Here is a 16,644-nt window from a genome sequence, read left to right as displayed (position 1 = left end):
AAGGTTGTTATAGTTATTTCTTCATGTTATTTTATAAATATTCGAGGGTTTTAAGTAAATAATAAAAGAAGTAATTTTTAATAAGATCGTAACTTTATTTTCTCTTTCAAATGAGGATATACATATTTTTTTAAATTAAAAATTGAGGTGGTAACCATGAAAAAAATAGGAGTACTTACAAGTGGTGGAGATTCCCCAGGGATGAATCCAGCCATTCGTGCTGTGGTTCGGAAAGCAATTTATCACAATCTTGAGGTTTATGGTATTTATGGTGGTTATACGGGATTAATTTCTGGAAATATTAAAAAGCTTGAACTTGGTTCTGTCGGAGATATTATTCAGCGCGGCGGGACAATGCTCCAATCGGCACGCTGCCCAGAATTTAAAACAAAAGAAGGACAGCAAAAGGGGATCGAGCAGCTAAAAGCACATGGAATTGAAGGCCTAGTGGTTATCGGTGGAGATGGTTCTTACCGTGGGGCAAAAGCGTTAACAGAACATGGCTATCCGTGCGTTGGGGTTCCGGGTACGATTGATAATGATATTCCAGGGACAGAACTTACGATTGGGTTTGACACAGCTTTAAATACAGTTATAGATTCATTAGATAAAATTCGTGACACTGCGACTTCTCATGAAAGAACTTTTATTATTGAAGTAATGGGGCGAAACGCTGGGGACATTGCTCTTTGGGCAGGACTTGCTGGCGGCGCAGAAACGATATTAATACCTGAAGAAGGCTATGACATGAATGATATCGTTGAAAAACTTCGAAAAGGGCAGGAACGCGGTAAAAAGCATAGTATTATTGTTGTTGCTGAAGGTGTGTGCAGTGGTGTTGAGCTTGGGAAGCAAGTTCAGGAGGCAACAAACTTTGATACGAGAGTTTCTGTCTTAGGTCATATTCAACGCGGCGGCTCACCAACTGCAGCTGACAGAGTTCTTGCAAGCAGATTAGGAGCAAGAGCAGTTGAGCTTCTTATTGAAGGGAAAGGCGGCCGAGCAGTAGGGATTGAAAAGAATCAGCTTGTAGATTATGACATTATTGAAGCGCTTGGCCGACACCATACTTTAGATCATGATCTTTACAAACTTTCTATGGAATTATCGATTTAAGGAATTATGAATTTAAGAAATGGCAAAATTGCTTTTCTAATACGGGAGGAAAAATAAGAATGTTACGAAAAACAAAAATCGTTTGTACGATTGGTCCAGCTAGTGAGAGCGTTGAAAAATTAACACAATTAATCAATTCGGGTATGAACGTAGCTCGATTAAATTTTTCACATGGAGATTTTGCAGAACATGGTGCACGAATCCAAAATATTCGCGAAGCATCCGGACAAACTGGCAAAATCGTTGCTATCCTATTAGATACAAAAGGTCCTGAAATTCGGACAAACAACATGGAAAACGGTGCACTTGAGCTAACGGCTGGAGAAAATATTATCGTTTCCATGACCGAAGTAGAAGGAACGCTTCAAAAGTTTTCAGTTACATATCCAGGGCTAATTGAAGATGTCCATGTAGGCTCAAAGATTCTTTTAGATGATGGCTTAATTGGCTTAGAAGTAACGAATGTGGATAAATCGGCAAATGAAATCCATACCAAAATTTTAAATAGCGGTACATTGAAAAATAAAAAAGGCGTTAACGTTCCAGGTGTATCAGTGAACCTGCCTGGAATTACAGAAAAAGATACTCAAGATATTCTTTTCGGAATTGAACAAGGTGTTGATTTTATTGCTGCCTCTTTCGTTCGACGTGCAAAGGATGTTTTAGAAATCCGTCAGTTATTAGAAGAAAATAATGCTGCACATATCCATATTATTCCTAAGATTGAAAACCAGGAAGGCGTCGATAACATTGACGAAATCTTAGAAATTTCTGATGGCTTAATGGTTGCTCGTGGAGATCTTGGCGTAGAAATTCCTGCTGAAGAGGTTCCACTTGTCCAAAAGATGTTAATTAAGAAATGTAATGCGCAGGGCAAACCAGTTATTACTGCGACTCAAATGCTTGATTCCATGCAGAGAAATCCTAGACCAACTCGTGCAGAAGCTAGTGATGTAGCGAATGCGATTTTTGATGGGACTGACGCAATTATGCTTTCTGGTGAAACTGCTGCTGGACAATATCCTGTTGAAGCAGTCCAAACGATGCACAATATTGCTTCCAGAGCAGAATCAGCTTTAGATCATAAAGAAATACTCTCAAGCCGCAGTAAAGATACAGAACATAATCTTACAGATGCGATTGGACAATCTGTTGCACATACTGCTTTAAATCTTGAAGTAAAATCAATTATTACCCCTACTGAAAGCGGCCATACTGCTAGAATGATTTCTAAATATCGTCCAAAAGCTTCCATCGTTGCGGTAACTTCCGTTGAACATGTATGCCGCCGTTTATCCCTTGTTTGGGGTGTTTACCCGCAATTTGGGAGAGTCGCTACCTCAATAGACGAAATGTTAGATATTGCCGTTGAAGAAAGCTTAAATAGCGGTATCGTTAACCGTGGTGATTTAGTTGTCATTACAGCTGGTGTGCCAGTGGGTGAAGCCGGTACAACAAACCTAATGAAAATCCATGTTGTCGGCGATATTATTACAAAAGCGCAAGGAATTGGCCGTAGGTCAGCCTTTGGGAAAGTGGTAGTTGCCCATGATGCGAAAGAAGCTTTAGAAAAAGTAAAGCAAGGTTCGATTCTTGTGACAATTGGTACGGACCGTGATATGGTGCCAGCACTTGAAAAATGTGCGGCCGTTATTACCCAAGAGGGTGGATTAACGAGCCATGCAGCAGTGGTTGGACTAAACCTAAGCATCCCAGTTGTTGTTGGGGTAGATAATGCCTTAGAATTGTTTAAAGATGGCCAAGAAATAACCGTAGATGCTACTAGTGGAGTTATCTACAACGGTCATGCTAGTGTCTTATAAGAGATAAGGAAAAAAGAAGGGGAGACCCCTTCTTTTTTTAATAACCACAAAATCATCCCCATTGGTAATATCATAAGAATAAGCCGTTTGAAAGGGGACAATCTATGCGTTATTTATTTTTATTGATCATTGTAATTCCTGCTATGGATATTGGTGTTTTACTTTTTTCAGGTAAAGCTATCGGTGTTTGGCCAACCATTGCCCTAATTTTATTAACAGGAATCATTGGGGCGTATTTAGCTAAAAGAGAGGGACTCCAGACAATTAGAAGGGTGCAGGAACAACTAAGCTACGGTCAGATTCCAGGCGAAGCTCTTTTAGATGGAATTTGTATCTTAATTGGCGGAACACTTTTATTAACGCCAGGATTTATCACTGATGTTACTGGGTTCCTATTTCTTTTCCCGCCAACCAGAAAGCCGATAAAATTTCTAATCCTCAAAGCGTGGCGAAGACGGATTAATAAAGGAAATATTAAAATCATAAAATAAGAAAAGTCAGCATCCAATTGGGGCTGACTTTTCTTATTAAGAAGTCTCAAACCTCTTTTCCTTTAATAAAAACCCATAAATCATGAAAAACATTCGCACGATACAAGGTGCTAATAATGACAAGGGTGACGGGGCCAACAATTAATCCTAAAAGACCAATCAATTTAAAACCGACAAATAACGCAATTAGTGTGGCTAATGGATCAAGTCCAATATTAGAAGAAAGGATTTTGGGCTCCATGACTTGCCGTTGAACGATGACAACAATATAAAGAACCCCTAAGCCAATGGCAAGACCTGTATTGCCTCCAATCGCCACATAAATAATCCATGGGACAAAAACAGCACCCGTACCCAGGTAAGGAATAACATCCACTACTCCTGTTACTAAAGCGATAGTAATCGCGTAATCAACACGAAGAATAAGTAGGCCAATTAGAATAATAACCGTGGTAATCGATATCAGTGTTAATTGGGCTTTAATAAAACCAAACAGCGCCTTTTTTAAATCAACAAAAACTGACCGGCTGCTTGTTTTTGCTTTCTCAGGTAAGAGTCTGCCGCCCAATGTCGATAAACGGTACCAATCCTTACTGATAAAAAAAGTAGCCAATAAGGAAAAGATTAATACGGTAGCTGCATTGGGAAGCCAAGCGATGATATTTGGGATAATACCAAATAGGTTCTGAATAAAATTGCCAACGGTTGAGCCAATTCTCGTCCCAACATTCTGTATATTTCCAATAATCGTATCCTGCTGCCCTGATTCAAGTTTATTAAACACACTTGTTAATTGATCATATATCGGAAGAATTTGAGCAGTAAAATATTTCTCTATATATTCAATTAACGTATCTAGATGTTCGGGGACTACCGTAGACAAATAATTTGCACCAGAGACAATCTCGGCTATTAGTAGTGTAATTAAAGCTGCAAATAAGGCAAAAATAAGAATAAGTGCAATAAAAACAGCTAATACACGAGGCATTCTAGCCTTTTTTTCAAAAATATCTACAAGTGGATTAATCATAAACGCAATAATTAGTCCAATTAAAAATGGATAGGTCACTTTTGACAGAAAGTAAAAAGAGTAAAGCGCCAAAACAATAGCACCTATTACAATTAAGAATCGTATTGTCCGGTATAAGTACTTTAGATTCAAAGACAAACCTCCTTTATATGTATGTTTGGTAGTTCTAGTTTAACATTTTATGAAATAAACTGCATAACTTTTCCAGGTAAATATAATAGTCTTAAAAATATTACGAACATTTTATTTGAAGGATTCGCAAGGAGATTGAACAGAAACTTATTGTAATCATTAATTTCATGCTTTAGCAGGTATTATGTTACGATAATTTGGATATGGGATGGTGAGAACATGCTAAATGAGTCATTTTTATTTTTACTATTATTGCTCGTTATTGGTTTTATTGCGAAAAACAGTTCCTTACTGGTTGCCATTGCAGTGCTCATTACCTTAAAGGTAGTAGGATTGGATACAAAGGCATTCTCATTTATACAGTCCAAAGGTATTAATTGGGGTGTCACAATTATTACAATTGCGGTATTAGTCCCGATTGCAAGTGGAGAAATTGGTTTTAAAGACTTAACAGGAGCATTTAAATCATCATATGCTTGGATTGCCCTGATCTCGGGCATGATTGTCGCTATGCTGGCAAAAGGAGGGGTTAAGTTACTAGCAGATGATCCACAGATTACAACAGCACTAATTCTTGGCACTATTTTATCTGTGTCAATTTTTAAAGGGGTCGCAGTTGGCCCTCTAATTGGAGCTGGAATTGCCTATACAGCAATGAGAATTTTTAGTTTTTTTACCTAGATTTTTTGTAAAATAATATTTTTTTGCATTTTTCGGTTCCTTTTCATTCACAAAAATCTGATAATTGTTTATAATAGGCTTGTAAGCGTATCCTTTTTTACATAAACCACATAGATGTGCTGAATTGTTTATAAATCAATTTGTGCCTCTAAAAGGAATCTCATTTTAACTATTTGCTTTTTACCCGAGCAATCGCTCAGTCAATTTAAAGGATGGAATAAAGGGAATAATTTTTTAAAAAGGTGTGGGGAAATTTAGAATGTGAAGGAGAGATATACTATGACAGTAACACGCGGTTTAGAAGGGGTAGTGGCAACAACTTCCTCAATCAGTTCAATTATTGATGACACGCTAACATATGTTGGCTATGACATTGATGATCTAGCTGTGAATGCTAGTTTTGAAGAGGTAATTTATTTATTATGGCACTTAAAGCTTCCAAATGCAGAGCAGTTAACAGAATTGAAAAAACAACTTTCTGAGAATGCAGCACTTCCACAGGAAGTAATTGAGCATTTTAAAATGTACCCAATCCAAAAGGTCCACCCAATGGCAGCCCTTCGTTCAGCCGTTTCCCTTTTAGGTTTATATGACGAAGAAGCTGATTTAATGGACACAGAATCAAATTACCGAAAAGCAATTCGCCTTCAAGCAAAAATGCCAGCCATTGTTGCAACATTTGCACGTGTTAGAAAAGGACTTGAGCCAATTCCTCCTAAAAAGGAATTAAGCTTTGCAGCGAATTTCTTATACATGCTAACTGGCAAGGAACCAGAACCAATTGCTGAAGAAGCAATAAATAAAGCGCTCGTATTACATGCGGACCATGAATTGAATGCATCTACATTCACAGCACGTGTTTGTGTAGCTACGTTATCAGATGTTTATTCTGGAGTAACTGCCGCAATTGGAGCCCTAAAAGGACCACTACACGGTGGGGCAAATGAAGCTGTAATGAAAATGCTAAAAGAAATTGGCACGCTTGAAAATGTAGAGCCATTCGTCCGTGGTAAACTTGAGAAGAAAGAAAAAATCATGGGCTTTGGCCACCGTGTATATCGACAAGGTGACCCACGTGCCAAGCACTTAAGAGCAATGTCTAAAAAGTTAACTGAACTAACGGGCGAACCACATTGGTATGATATGTCTGAAAAAATTGAAAGCATTGTCACAGGTGAAAAGAATTTGCCACCTAACGTGGATTTCTATTCAGCCTCTGTTTATCACAGTTTAGGGATTGATCATGACTTAATGACACCAATCTTTGCTGTCAGCAGGGTATCAGGATGGCTTGCACATATTCTTGAACAATATGAGAACAACCGGTTAATTCGACCGCGTGCAGATTATATTGGTCCAGGAATGCAAAAATATGTTCCAATCGAGCAACGAGGCTAATATTTTACTTTTGTTAGAATAATTGGTCTAATAGATATGTATGAAAAGGTTAGAGACTAACCTCTCTAACCTTTGATAAGACAAAGGGTGTAAGTTTTTTAGTTTTCTTTTACATAATAGGAGGGTGAATCAACTATGTCAGGCGAAAAAATCACGGTTACAAACGGAGTATTAAATGTACCAAATAATCCAATTATCCCATTTATTGAAGGTGACGGTATCGGTCCAGATATTTGGGCAGCTTCCGAGCGAGTTTTAAATGCAGCAGTTGAAAAAGCCTATAAAGGCGAGCGTAAATTGATTTGGAAAGAAGTTTTAGCTGGAGAAAAGGCATTTAACAAAACAGGTGAATGGCTTCCAAGTGAAACGCTTGACGTGATCAGAGAGTATTTAATTGCCATTAAAGGTCCATTAACCACTCCTGTTGGCGGAGGAATTCGTTCATTAAATGTTGCTCTTAGACAAGAATTAGATTTGTTTGTCTGCTTACGTCCAGTTAGATGGTTCGAAGGTGTTCCTTCCCCTGTTAAGCGCCCACAAGATACGGATATGGTTATTTTCCGTGAAAACACTGAAGATATTTATGCGGGTATTGAATATGAAAAAGGTACTGAAGCAGTTAAAAAGGTTATTGACTTCCTACAAAACGAAATGGGTGTTAAGAAAATCAGATTCCCTGAAACTTCAGGTATCGGTATTAAACCAGTTTCGGAAGAAGGAACAAGCCGTCTAGTACGTGCAGCGATCAATTATGCTATTAAAGAAGGCCGTAAATCCGTTACACTCGTGCATAAAGGAAATATCATGAAATTCACTGAAGGCGCGTTTAAAAACTGGGGTTATGAGCTTGCTGAGAAGGAATTCGGCGACAAAGTATTTACATGGTTACAGTATGACCGCATTAAAGCGGAACAAGGTTCTGAAGCTGCTAATAAGGCTCAGACTGATGCAGAAGCTTCAGGCAAAATCATCGTAAAAGATGCTATTGCTGATATCTTCTTACAGCAAATCCTTACACGTCCACGTGAGTTTGATGTGGTTGCAACAATGAACTTGAACGGAGATTTCATTTCTGATGCACTTGCAGCGCAAGTAGGCGGTATTGGTATTGCTCCAGGCGCCAACATCAACTATGAAACAGGACATGCAATTTTTGAAGCAACACATGGTACTGCACCTAAGTATGCGGGTCTTGATAAAGTAAACCCTTCTTCTGTCATTTTATCAGGAGTGTTATTACTTGAGCACTTAGGCTGGAATGAAGCGGCTACAATGGTTATTAAATCTGTTGAAAAAACAATTGCTTCTAAAGTTGTAACTTATGATTTTGCTCGTTTAATGGACGGAGCAACTGAAGTAAAAACTTCTGAATTCGGTGACGAGCTAATTAAGAACATGGAATAAGAAGGGAAAGTAAAGAGCAGATGAGGGCTGTTAATAAAAATAGTCCTTTCTGCCTTTTCTAGATTCAAGTGAAACATTAAAAAGTTCAAGGGGGAGAATTAAAATGTCATTAAAACGTAAAAAGGTATCTGTTATCGGCGGCGGATTTACAGGAGCAACCACTGCATTTTTACTGGCACAAAAGGAACTTGGCGATGTAGTTCTAGTTGATATCCCACAAATGGAAAACCCAACAAAAGGTAAAGCGTTAGATATGCTTGAAGCGAGTCCAGTACAAGGTTTTGATTCTAATATTACAGGTACTTCAAATTATGAAGATACTCGTGATTCTGATATTGTCGTTATCACTGCTGGTATTGCCCGTAAACCTGGAATGAGCCGCGATGATTTAGTCCAGACAAACCAAAAGGTAATGAGAAGTGTTACACAGGAGATTGTAAAGTATTCTCCAAACTGTACGATTCTTGTTCTAACCAACCCAGTAGATGCAATGACATATACTGTATTTAAAGAATCAGGATTCCCTAAAAACCGTGTAATTGGTCAATCTGGGGTTCTAGATAGTGCTCGTTTCCGCACATTTGTTGCTCAAGAATTAAATCTTTCTGTTAAAGACATTACAGGATTTGTATTGGGTGGACATGGAGATGACATGGTTCCTCTTGTACGCTACTCCTATGCTGGTGGTATTCCATTAGAAACATTAATTCCTAAAGACCGTCTAGAAGCAATTGTAGAACGCACAAGAAAAGGCGGCGGTGAAATTGTAAACCTTCTAGGTAATGGAAGTGCTTATTATGCGCCTGCAGCTTCTTTAGTAGAAATGTGTGAAGCAATCCTCAAAGATCAACGTCGAGTGATTCCTTCCATTGCTTATCTTGAAGGCGAATTTGGTTACGATGGCATTTACCTCGGAGTACCAACGATCCTTGGTGCAAATGGTATTGAAAAAATAATTGAGCTTGAGTTAACGGCTGACGAAAAAGCAGCATTAGATAAATCAGCGGAATCCGTTCGCAATGTAATGCAAGTATTAGCATAAAATATTATAATAGAGAAATTCGGGGCTGCAAGGATTTCCCCGAATTTCTTTGCATTCAAATGAAATCGTTTACAACAGGGGTGGAGTTATATGCTTTTAGGTAAAAAAAGAAAGTTAGGCAGAAGGATTGAAGAAATTACTGTCGGTGAAAAATTGTCTATGTCTGAAAAGATAGAAGACAAGGATATCCTTCTTTATTTAGGATTAACAGACGATGCCAACCCTCTCTATATTCAACATGATTATGCTTCACAGACTCCTTTTGAAAAACCAATCGTTCCTAGCATTATGCTTACGGGAATGATAACCTCTGCCATCTCAAAATATTTACCCGGTCCTGGGAGCCATATCTTAAGCCAAGAAATTGAGTTTCCTAAGCCGGTATATCATTATGGAACCGTCGAGTTTTTGTTTGAAGTGATTGAGGTTGTAAGAGATGAGCATACCATTGTAATCAGTGTCATTGGAATGAATGAAAAAAATGAAACTGTCATACTGGGAAGGGTTAAAGTTTGTCCTCCACATCGTTTGGAGGAAATACATGGTAGGACTCTGGATAATTTTTAATAAAGTTGATAAGGATCCAGTATTTTTACTGAAATGATGCTGGAAAACTGGATCACTAAGTAATACCTGTGTTCAATAGTGGTCCATGAGGACAAAAAAGGTTTGGAAAGAGCTAAAGTTGTCCTCATGAGGGGTTCATGAGGACAAAAAATGTAAGAGAAGAGCTAAAATTTTTCTCATGAGGAGTTCATGAGGACAAAAACCGCAAGAGAAGAGCTAAAGTTGTCCTCATGAGGGGTTCATGAGGACAAAAACCGCAAGAGAAGAGCCAAAGTTGTCCTCATGAGTTGTAATTAATTAAAAAAACATAACCCTAAAGGAAAACTAGTGGGTCTAGTCGCTTACATTCATTTATCAACATAGTAAGAAAACCTACCTTGCCCCATTCTTTTATAATATCTTGTTAATATCCTATTGATTTTCTTTTTAGACACAACCTCCCCACACCAATCATAAACACAATTGGTGGAAATCTTCTTTTCCGGAAATAGTAGTTTAATTTCCCCCATGCTGCACAAAACCGCCGACTCTATCCCTTCCTGGTGCCCACATTGGTTACACGCTAAATGCTTTCCATTTACAAAAAGTGAAAATGAATTACATTTCGCACAAGTAACCCCCTTTCTTAGATGCTCATACTTATAAGGTGGTAGCCTCTTATAAGGTGATTCAACTTGATGTAAGGAAATAAGCTTGTCAGCTAGCTTCTTATGCCGACTAGTTAGTTTTGAGCGCTGCATATCTAATTTTTTCATGAATCGATGTAGTTGTGAATGATAAACAATGGGTTCGTTTAGGGGCGCTTGATATAATGTAAACTCGGGGTTAATAAACACAACGGTTCCCTCAATGGGGATATTATATCCTAGATTTTGCAGTAACTGGCGGAGCATGAATTTGGTGCGTTTCAATTGGTCTAGTGGATTTTTATAATCTTTACCGGAAATCCTCTCAAGCCTGTCAGGTTTGAAAATGAAGTCGCCTTCATAATTTTTTACCTCAAAAGGGTAAATCGTTTCTTGAAAAATAATAGTGGTATCAATTTGGAATTTAGAATTGTTAACCTCAAGCAGCAGATCGTTTAAAATGAAGCACTCACATCCATATTCCACTCCCTTTCATAGTTAATTTTATAAAAAATTATGGCGAAATTTGACACCAAAAGTGGATATTTTGTTAATTATTTTAAAAAAATTCAAACTCATTTCGATGGGTATGTGAACATCCTTTAATGTTAAATTTTTGTAAAACTAGATAATATGTAATGTTTATTATTATAATGGAAGTAACTAATTTAGTGGGGGATATTATGAAAAATAAAATACTTGTTGTCGATGATGAACAGTCAATTGTTACTTTGCTTCAATATAATTTGGAGCAGGCCGGGTATGAAGTGATCACTGCAATGGATGGTGAAGAGGGGAAACATCTTGCAGAGACACAAGGCCCTGATATCATTGTATTAGACCTCATGTTACCGAAGTTGGATGGAATGGAAGTATGTAAGCAGCTCCGTCAAAAGAGTATAATGACACCAATTTTAATGTTAACTGCAAAAGATGATGAGCTCGATAAAATATTAGGTTTAGAGCTTGGTGCAGATGATTATATGGTGAAGCCCTTTAGTCCTAGAGAAGTGATCGCTCGCGTGAAAGCAATTCTTAGGAGGACACAAGTCCAAACGGAGGCAATTGACGTAAGTGAAAAAGAGACAGGGCAACTAGTGATCGCTAATTTAAGAATCGATCCTGAAAAATATGAGGCTTATTTTAACGACCAACTTTTGGAGTTAACCTTAAAGGAATTTGAATTACTTCTCTATCTCGCGCAAAATAAAGGCCGCGTCTTGACTCGTGATCAATTACTTAGTGCTGTTTGGAATTATGACTTTGCTGGAGATACTAGAATTGTGGATGTACACATATCACATTTAAGAGAGAAAGTTGAAGTGGATACGAAAAAGCCGGCCTATATTAAAACGTTACGGGGCTTGGGCTATAAATTGGAGGAGCCGAAAGGAGAATGACCAAATACCGAAAAGGTCTGCTAATTACACTAATCTTATTGATTATGGCGGTTTTAGTTGGATTAGGAATATTGCTGGGCCAATTTTTTAAAAGCTATTACTTAGAGTCTCTAAATGAACATTTTAAAGTTGAAATCTTTTGGGTCCTTTCTATCTGTCTAGGGATTGCAATAATAATAATTATTTTTCTATCCATTAGAATCACCTCAAAGTATACAAAACCAATTGAAGCTGCCACAAATGTAGCGATTGAACTGGCAAACGGAAACTACCGGGCACGAACAAAAGTAGATCGATTGGATGAAACCGGCATGCTTGGGTCATCGATCAATATGCTGGCCGAAAACCTCCAAGAACTTGTTAAAGCACAAGAAATGCAACAGGACCGGTTAAGTGCTTTAATTGAAAATATGGGAGCAGGATTAATCTTAATAGACAGTCGCGGTTACATTAATCTCATTAATAAAGGGTTTATTGATATTTTTCAGGTGAATCCAACTGATTATTTAAATAAACTCTACTATGAAGTGATTGAATATGAAGAAATTTGTCATTTAGTAGCAGAGGTTTTTCGGACTGAAAAGAAGGTTAGTGAACAATTACTTGTGCCTTTCTTGATCGAACGAAGGTATTTTGTTGTGTATGGTGTCCCGATAATTGGAACAAATAATGTTTGGAAAGGGGTACTGCTTGTTTTTCATGATATCACCGAAATAAAAAAACTCGAGCAAATGCGGAAGGATTTTGTCGCCAATGTTTCGCATGAATTAAAAACCCCAGTAACTTCTATTAAAGGATTTACTGAAACATTGCTGGACGGTGCCATGAACAATAAAGAAACATTAGAAGCGTTTCTTTCGATCATTTTAAAAGAGAGTGATCGCCTGCAAACACTTATACAAGACCTGTTAGAGCTTTCAAAAATAGAGCAGCAAGGCTTCAGATTAAACATTCAAGAAATAGATTTGCATATGTTATTAAAAGAAGTAATCACGATTCTTACAGGAAAAGCAGAAGCAAAGAATATCAAACTTGAACTTTACAGCAAGCAAAATCAAGTGTTAATCAATGGCGATTCGGACCGTTTAAAACAAGTATTTATCAATTTAATCGGCAACGCAATTAATTATACCCCGCCAGAAGGGGACGTGAAAATTATCCTTCTCAAACATGGTGAGAACGTACGGATCCATGTAAAAGACTCAGGGGTAGGAATTAGTAAAGAAGAGATTCCACGTATTTTTGAACGATTTTACCGAGTGGACCGTGCCAGAAGTCGTAACTCGGGTGGGACAGGCCTTGGATTAGCAATCGTAAAACACTTAATAGAAGCGCATCATGGTAACATAAGTGTTAGAAGTAATTTGGGTGAAGGAAGCGACTTTATTATTGAACTACATAAATATTTGATGTGATTTTTGGAAGGTGGATATAAATGGAAAAAAAGAAACTTGTCCTGATTGACGGTAATAGTATTGCTTACCGAGCATTTTTTGCATTACCCCTGCTTAATAACGATAAAGGAATCCACACGAATGCGGTATATGGCTTTACGATGATGTTGATGAAAATTCTTGAAGATGAAAAGCCAACACATATACTTGTCGCATTTGATGCTGGAAAAACTACTTTTCGCCATAAAACCTTTAGTGAGTATAAAGGTGGAAGGCAAAAAACCCCACCCGAACTATCCGAACAATTTCCGTTTATCCGTGACCTTCTTGATGCTTATGGGATTTCCAGATATGAGCTTGAAAATTATGAGGCCGATGATATCATAGGTACCCTTTCATTAACTGCAGAAAAGGATGGGTACGAAGTAAAAGTGATTTCAGGAGACAAAGATTTAACCCAACTCTCTTCCGCCACTACAACCGTCGGAATTACTCGAAAAGGAATTACGGATATTGAAGAATATACCCCTGAACATGTAGCTGAAAAATATGGACTAACACCAGAACAAATCATTGATATGAAAGGGCTAATGGGGGACCCTTCCGATAATATTCCTGGTGTTCCTGGGGTAGGTGAAAAGACAGCGATCAAATTGTTGAAGGAGTTTTCAACCCTCGAAAATTTATTAAACTCCGTTGAACAAGTAACTGGAAACAAGTTGAAAGAGAAGCTAGAAGAATTTAAGAACCAAGCATTAATGAGTAAAGAACTTGCTACGATTGAAAGACAAGCACCTGTCGAAGTGGATTTAGAAAACGTCGCATACGAGGGCTTTACGCGGGAAAAATTAGTAGCCTTATTTAAAGAATTAGGCTTTCATTCATTATTGGGCAAGCTTGGAGAAGGTCCAGATACTATTGAAGAGCAGGAACTTGAAGATATTGATTTTCAAATTCCAACTGAAATAACAGAAGAACTGTTTGCAGACACTAATTATTTTTACGTTGAAATGCTGGATGATAATTATCATTATGCAGAGATTATCGGTTTCTCTCTTGTCAATGAAATAGGACATTTCTACTTGCCAACTGACTTGGTATTACAGTCAGAAGCTTTTAAAAAATGGGCGGAAGATGAGAGTAAAACGAAAATAGTTTATGATGCCAAGCGATCTGAAGTTTCATTAAGAAGACATGATATTCATCTAAAAGGGGCCAATTTTGATATTCTAATGGCTTCCTATATCATAAATCCTTCAGAAAACATTGAAGACCTCGCTGCAATAACGAAAAGATTCGATCTACATAATATTCAATCTGATGAATCGTTTTATGGGAAAGGGGCGAAACGAAAAGTCCCCGAAGTGTCTAAGCTCGCTGAACATCTAGTTCGGAAAAGCCTTGCAATGTCTGATATTAAAGAAAAACTAGAAGATGAATTACGAAAAAATGAACAATATGAATTATTTACTGAGCTTGAAATGCCTTTATCGCTGATTTTGGCTGATATGGAATCGTGCGGGATCAAGGTGGAACAGGAACGTCTTCAGGCAATGGGTAAGGAGCTAAATGATAGACTCGTCGAGATTGAAGAGAAGATTTGTGAATTAGCAGGTGAAAAGTTTAATATCAATTCACCGAAGCAACTAGGTGTAATTTTATTTGAAAAATTAAACCTTCCTTCGCTTAAGAAAACGAAAACAGGTCATTCAACTTCAGCAGATGTATTGGAAAAATTAGCAGAAGATCATGAAATCATCGAGCATATTCTTCTATACAGACAATTAGGTAAGCTTCAATCCACCTATATAGAAGGATTACTGAAGGTTATTAATCCTAAAACGGGAAAAGTCCATACCAGGTATCAACAAACTTTAACTGCGACTGGCAGATTAAGTTCAATTGATCCTAATTTGCAAAATATACCGATTCGCCTTGAAGAGGGACGTAAAATCCGCCAAGCCTTTGTTCCATCAGAGGAAGGCTGGATCATTTTTGCAGCCGACTATTCACAGATCGAACTGCGTGTCCTTGCGGATATTGCTGGTGATGAAAAGCTGATTCAGGCCTTCAAAGAAGATATGGATATTCATACAAAAACAGCAATGGAAGTTTTTCATGTCAATAAAGATGAGGTAACTTCCAATATGAGGCGTCAGGCCAAGGCTGTTAACTTTGGAATTGTTTATGGAATCAGTGATTATGGTCTGTCCCAATCCTTAGGAATTACAAGGAAGGAAGCTGGTCAATTCATTAATCGTTATCTAGATACCTATCCAGGTGTCAAAGAATACATGGATGATATTATTCACTCGGCAAAACAAAAGGGCTATGTCTCCACTTTGATGCAGCGAAGAAGATACCTTCCTGAAATTACAGCTCGTAATTTTAACATCAGAAGCTTTGCAGAAAGGACAGCCATGAATACACCAATTCAGGGCAGTGCCGCTGATATCATAAAAAAAGCAATGATTGATATGGACGATGCTTTAAAGGACAAGGGTTTAAAGACGCGCCTCTTACTTCAAGTGCACGATGAATTGATATTTGAAGCACCTGAGGACGAATTGGAAATTTTAAAGAAGTTAGTCCCAGGCGTGATGGAAAATGCCCTCGAATTAAAGGTGCCGTTGAAAGTGGACTATGCCTATGGACCAACATGGTTTGACGCCAAATAAAAGGGGGACCCCTCAGCAATGCCGGAGCTTCCAGAAGTAGAAACCATAAGGAAAACGTTAAAAAGATTAGTTTTCAATAAAACCATCAAAGATATAACCGTCTTTTGGCCAAAAATCATTAAAAGCCCACTTGAAGTGGAACAATTTGTTGATGCTTTAGCAGGGGAGACCATTGTTGATGTAGGCAGAAGAGGGAAATTTTTAATCATTTATACGGATCATTTCGCGTTAGTATCGCATTTGAGAATGGAGGGAAAGTACGGGCTTTATCCAAAGGAAGAACCCTTTGATAAACATACACATGTACTCTTTCACTTTACAGATGGAACAGAATTAAGGTATAGGGACGTTCGGAAATTTGGAACGATGCACTTATACAAAAAAGGGGACGAATTCTTAACGGAACCGCTCATAGGGCTTGGTCCTGAACCTTTTTCAGAGGAATTTACGGTAGAGTACTTGACTAAGAAGGTTGAAAAAACGAATCGAAAAATTAAAACAGCTCTATTGGACCAAAAACTTTTTGTGGGGCTCGGTAATATCTATGTGGATGAGGCACTTTTTCGGGCAGGTATACACCCAGAACGTATTGCTAATACATTAAATAAAAATGAACTTGCCCTACTTCACCGTGAAATTGTTGCGACCTTAAGCGAAGCCGTCAAAAAGGGCGGAAGTACGATCCGCTCATATGTTAACTCCCAAGGGGAAATAGGTATGTTTCAGCTTGAATTATACGCTTATGGTCGTAAAGGGGAAGAGTGTAAACGATGTGGAACACCATTAGAAAAAACGACCGTAGGGGGCAGAGGGACCCATTACTGCCCGCAGTGCCAAAAGATTTAAGTGGGAAAAAAAGTAG

14 protein-coding genes are annotated in these 16,644 nt (G+C 38.0%); 12 read left to right on the top strand and 2 right to left on the bottom strand.

Annotated elements, in window-relative coordinates:
• Positions 1-156: 156 nt before the first annotated feature.
• From pfkA to ACSU6B_RS07465, 3 genes are all read left to right on the top strand, one after another.
• Entirely contained in the window at positions 157-1,116 is a 960-nt protein-coding gene (gene pfkA, locus ACSU6B_RS07475; RefSeq protein WP_215001047.1) for a 6-phosphofructokinase, read from the top strand.
• Positions 1,117-1,175: 59 nt separating this feature from the next.
• Complete coding sequence (gene pyk / locus ACSU6B_RS07470) at positions 1,176-2,939, top strand: pyruvate kinase (protein WP_410884019.1); 1,764 nt, start codon at positions 1,176-1,178, stop codon at positions 2,937-2,939.
• Positions 2,940-3,043: 104 nt separating this feature from the next.
• Positions 3,044-3,430: an FxsA family protein gene (locus ACSU6B_RS07465; protein WP_214731903.1), complete on the top strand. Its 387-nt coding sequence runs from the start codon at positions 3,044-3,046 to the stop codon at positions 3,428-3,430.
• A gap of 46 nt (positions 3,431-3,476) precedes the next feature.
• On the opposite strand, the gene ytvI is transcribed toward ACSU6B_RS07465, so the two are convergent.
• The gene (gene ytvI / locus ACSU6B_RS07460) at positions 3,477-4,592 is read right to left on the bottom strand and encodes a sporulation integral membrane protein YtvI (RefSeq protein WP_410884016.1); all 1,116 of its coding nucleotides are present in this window, start codon (positions 4,590-4,592) and stop codon (positions 3,477-3,479) included.
• A gap of 219 nt (positions 4,593-4,811) precedes the next feature.
• On the opposite strand from ytvI, the gene ACSU6B_RS07455 reads away from it, so the two are divergent.
• The 5 genes from ACSU6B_RS07455 to ACSU6B_RS07435 all read left to right on the top strand — a co-directional run bounded on the left by ACSU6B_RS07455 (position 4,812) and on the right by ACSU6B_RS07435 (position 9,684).
• Positions 4,812-5,273: a DUF441 domain-containing protein gene (locus ACSU6B_RS07455; RefSeq protein WP_410884014.1), complete on the top strand. Its 462-nt coding sequence runs from the start codon at positions 4,812-4,814 to the stop codon at positions 5,271-5,273.
• Between the two features lie 279 nt (positions 5,274-5,552).
• Entirely contained in the window at positions 5,553-6,671 is a 1,119-nt protein-coding gene (gene citZ, locus ACSU6B_RS07450) for a citrate synthase (RefSeq protein ID WP_215001039.1), read from the top strand.
• A gap of 135 nt (positions 6,672-6,806) precedes the next feature.
• On the top strand, positions 6,807-8,075 hold the full coding sequence (icd, locus tag ACSU6B_RS07445) for an NADP-dependent isocitrate dehydrogenase (RefSeq protein ID WP_215001037.1): 1,269 nt from the start codon (positions 6,807-6,809) through the stop codon (positions 8,073-8,075).
• A 103-nt stretch (positions 8,076-8,178) separates the two neighbouring features.
• The gene (mdh, locus tag ACSU6B_RS07440) at positions 8,179-9,117 is read left to right on the top strand and encodes a malate dehydrogenase (protein ID WP_215001035.1); all 939 of its coding nucleotides are present in this window, start codon (positions 8,179-8,181) and stop codon (positions 9,115-9,117) included.
• Between the two features lie 90 nt (positions 9,118-9,207).
• Positions 9,208-9,684 carry a MaoC/PaaZ C-terminal domain-containing protein gene (locus tag ACSU6B_RS07435; protein WP_215001033.1) on the top strand — a complete coding sequence of 159 codons (477 nt, stop codon included), beginning with the start codon at positions 9,208-9,210 and terminating at the stop codon, positions 9,682-9,684.
• A gap of 347 nt (positions 9,685-10,031) precedes the next feature.
• On the opposite strand, the gene ACSU6B_RS07430 is transcribed toward ACSU6B_RS07435, so the two are convergent.
• The gene (locus ACSU6B_RS07430; RefSeq protein WP_410884011.1) at positions 10,032-10,796 is read right to left on the bottom strand and encodes a nuclease-related domain-containing protein; all 765 of its coding nucleotides are present in this window, start codon (positions 10,794-10,796) and stop codon (positions 10,032-10,034) included.
• A 197-nt stretch (positions 10,797-10,993) separates the two neighbouring features.
• Here ACSU6B_RS07430 and ACSU6B_RS07425 point away from each other — a divergent pair, with 197 nt between their 5' ends.
• Genes ACSU6B_RS07425 through mutM form a run of 4 tightly spaced genes read left to right on the top strand, consistent with a single transcriptional unit; the run spans position 10,994 to position 16,628 of the window.
• Positions 10,994-11,710 (top strand): response regulator, encoded by a 717-nt coding sequence (locus tag ACSU6B_RS07425; RefSeq protein WP_410884009.1) that lies wholly within the window; start codon positions 10,994-10,996, stop codon positions 11,708-11,710.
• Positions 11,707-13,125 (top strand): two-component system histidine kinase PnpS, encoded by a 1,419-nt coding sequence (pnpS, locus tag ACSU6B_RS07420; protein WP_410884007.1) that lies wholly within the window; start codon positions 11,707-11,709, stop codon positions 13,123-13,125. Before ACSU6B_RS07425 ends, pnpS begins: the two co-directional genes overlap by 4 nt.
• Positions 13,126-13,145: 20 nt before the next feature.
• Entirely contained in the window at positions 13,146-15,782 is a 2,637-nt protein-coding gene (gene polA / locus ACSU6B_RS07415) for a DNA polymerase I (RefSeq protein ID WP_410884005.1), read from the top strand.
• 18 nt (positions 15,783-15,800) lie between these two features.
• Positions 15,801-16,628, top strand: a complete 828-nt coding sequence (gene mutM / locus ACSU6B_RS07410) for a DNA-formamidopyrimidine glycosylase (protein WP_410884003.1) — start codon at positions 15,801-15,803, stop codon at positions 16,626-16,628.
• Positions 16,629-16,644: the final 16 nt, after the last annotated feature.

This window comes from Neobacillus sp. C211 (genome assembly GCF_051842875.1).
Lineage (GTDB): Bacteria > Bacillota > Bacilli > Bacillales > Cytobacillaceae > Neobacillus.
This window is presented reverse-complemented; position numbering and strand designations above follow the sequence as displayed.

Bases quoted from the DNA above. Each gene is read 5' to 3' on its own strand.
- mdh (WP_215001035.1), top strand. From the start codon at position 8,179: ATGTCATTAAAACGTAAAAAGGTATCTGTTATCGGCGGCGGATTTACA.
- icd (WP_215001037.1), top strand. From the start codon at position 6,807: ATGTCAGGCGAAAAAATCACGGTTACAAACGGAGTATTAAATGTACCA.
- ACSU6B_RS07455 (WP_410884014.1), top strand. From the start codon at position 4,812: ATGCTAAATGAGTCATTTTTATTTTTACTATTATTGCTCGTTATTGGT.
- ACSU6B_RS07465 (WP_214731903.1), top strand. From the start codon at position 3,044: ATGCGTTATTTATTTTTATTGATCATTGTAATTCCTGCTATGGATATT.
- ACSU6B_RS07425 (WP_410884009.1), top strand. From the start codon at position 10,994: ATGAAAAATAAAATACTTGTTGTCGATGATGAACAGTCAATTGTTACT.
- pyk (WP_410884019.1), top strand. From the start codon at position 1,176: ATGTTACGAAAAACAAAAATCGTTTGTACGATTGGTCCAGCTAGTGAG.
- polA (WP_410884005.1), top strand. From the start codon at position 13,146: ATGGAAAAAAAGAAACTTGTCCTGATTGACGGTAATAGTATTGCTTAC.
- pfkA (WP_215001047.1), top strand. From the start codon at position 157: ATGAAAAAAATAGGAGTACTTACAAGTGGTGGAGATTCCCCAGGGATG.
- pnpS (WP_410884007.1), top strand. From the start codon at position 11,707: ATGACCAAATACCGAAAAGGTCTGCTAATTACACTAATCTTATTGATT.
- ACSU6B_RS07435 (WP_215001033.1), top strand. From the start codon at position 9,208: ATGCTTTTAGGTAAAAAAAGAAAGTTAGGCAGAAGGATTGAAGAAATT.
- citZ (WP_215001039.1), top strand. From the start codon at position 5,553: ATGACAGTAACACGCGGTTTAGAAGGGGTAGTGGCAACAACTTCCTCA.
- mutM (WP_410884003.1), top strand. From the start codon at position 15,801: ATGCCGGAGCTTCCAGAAGTAGAAACCATAAGGAAAACGTTAAAAAGA.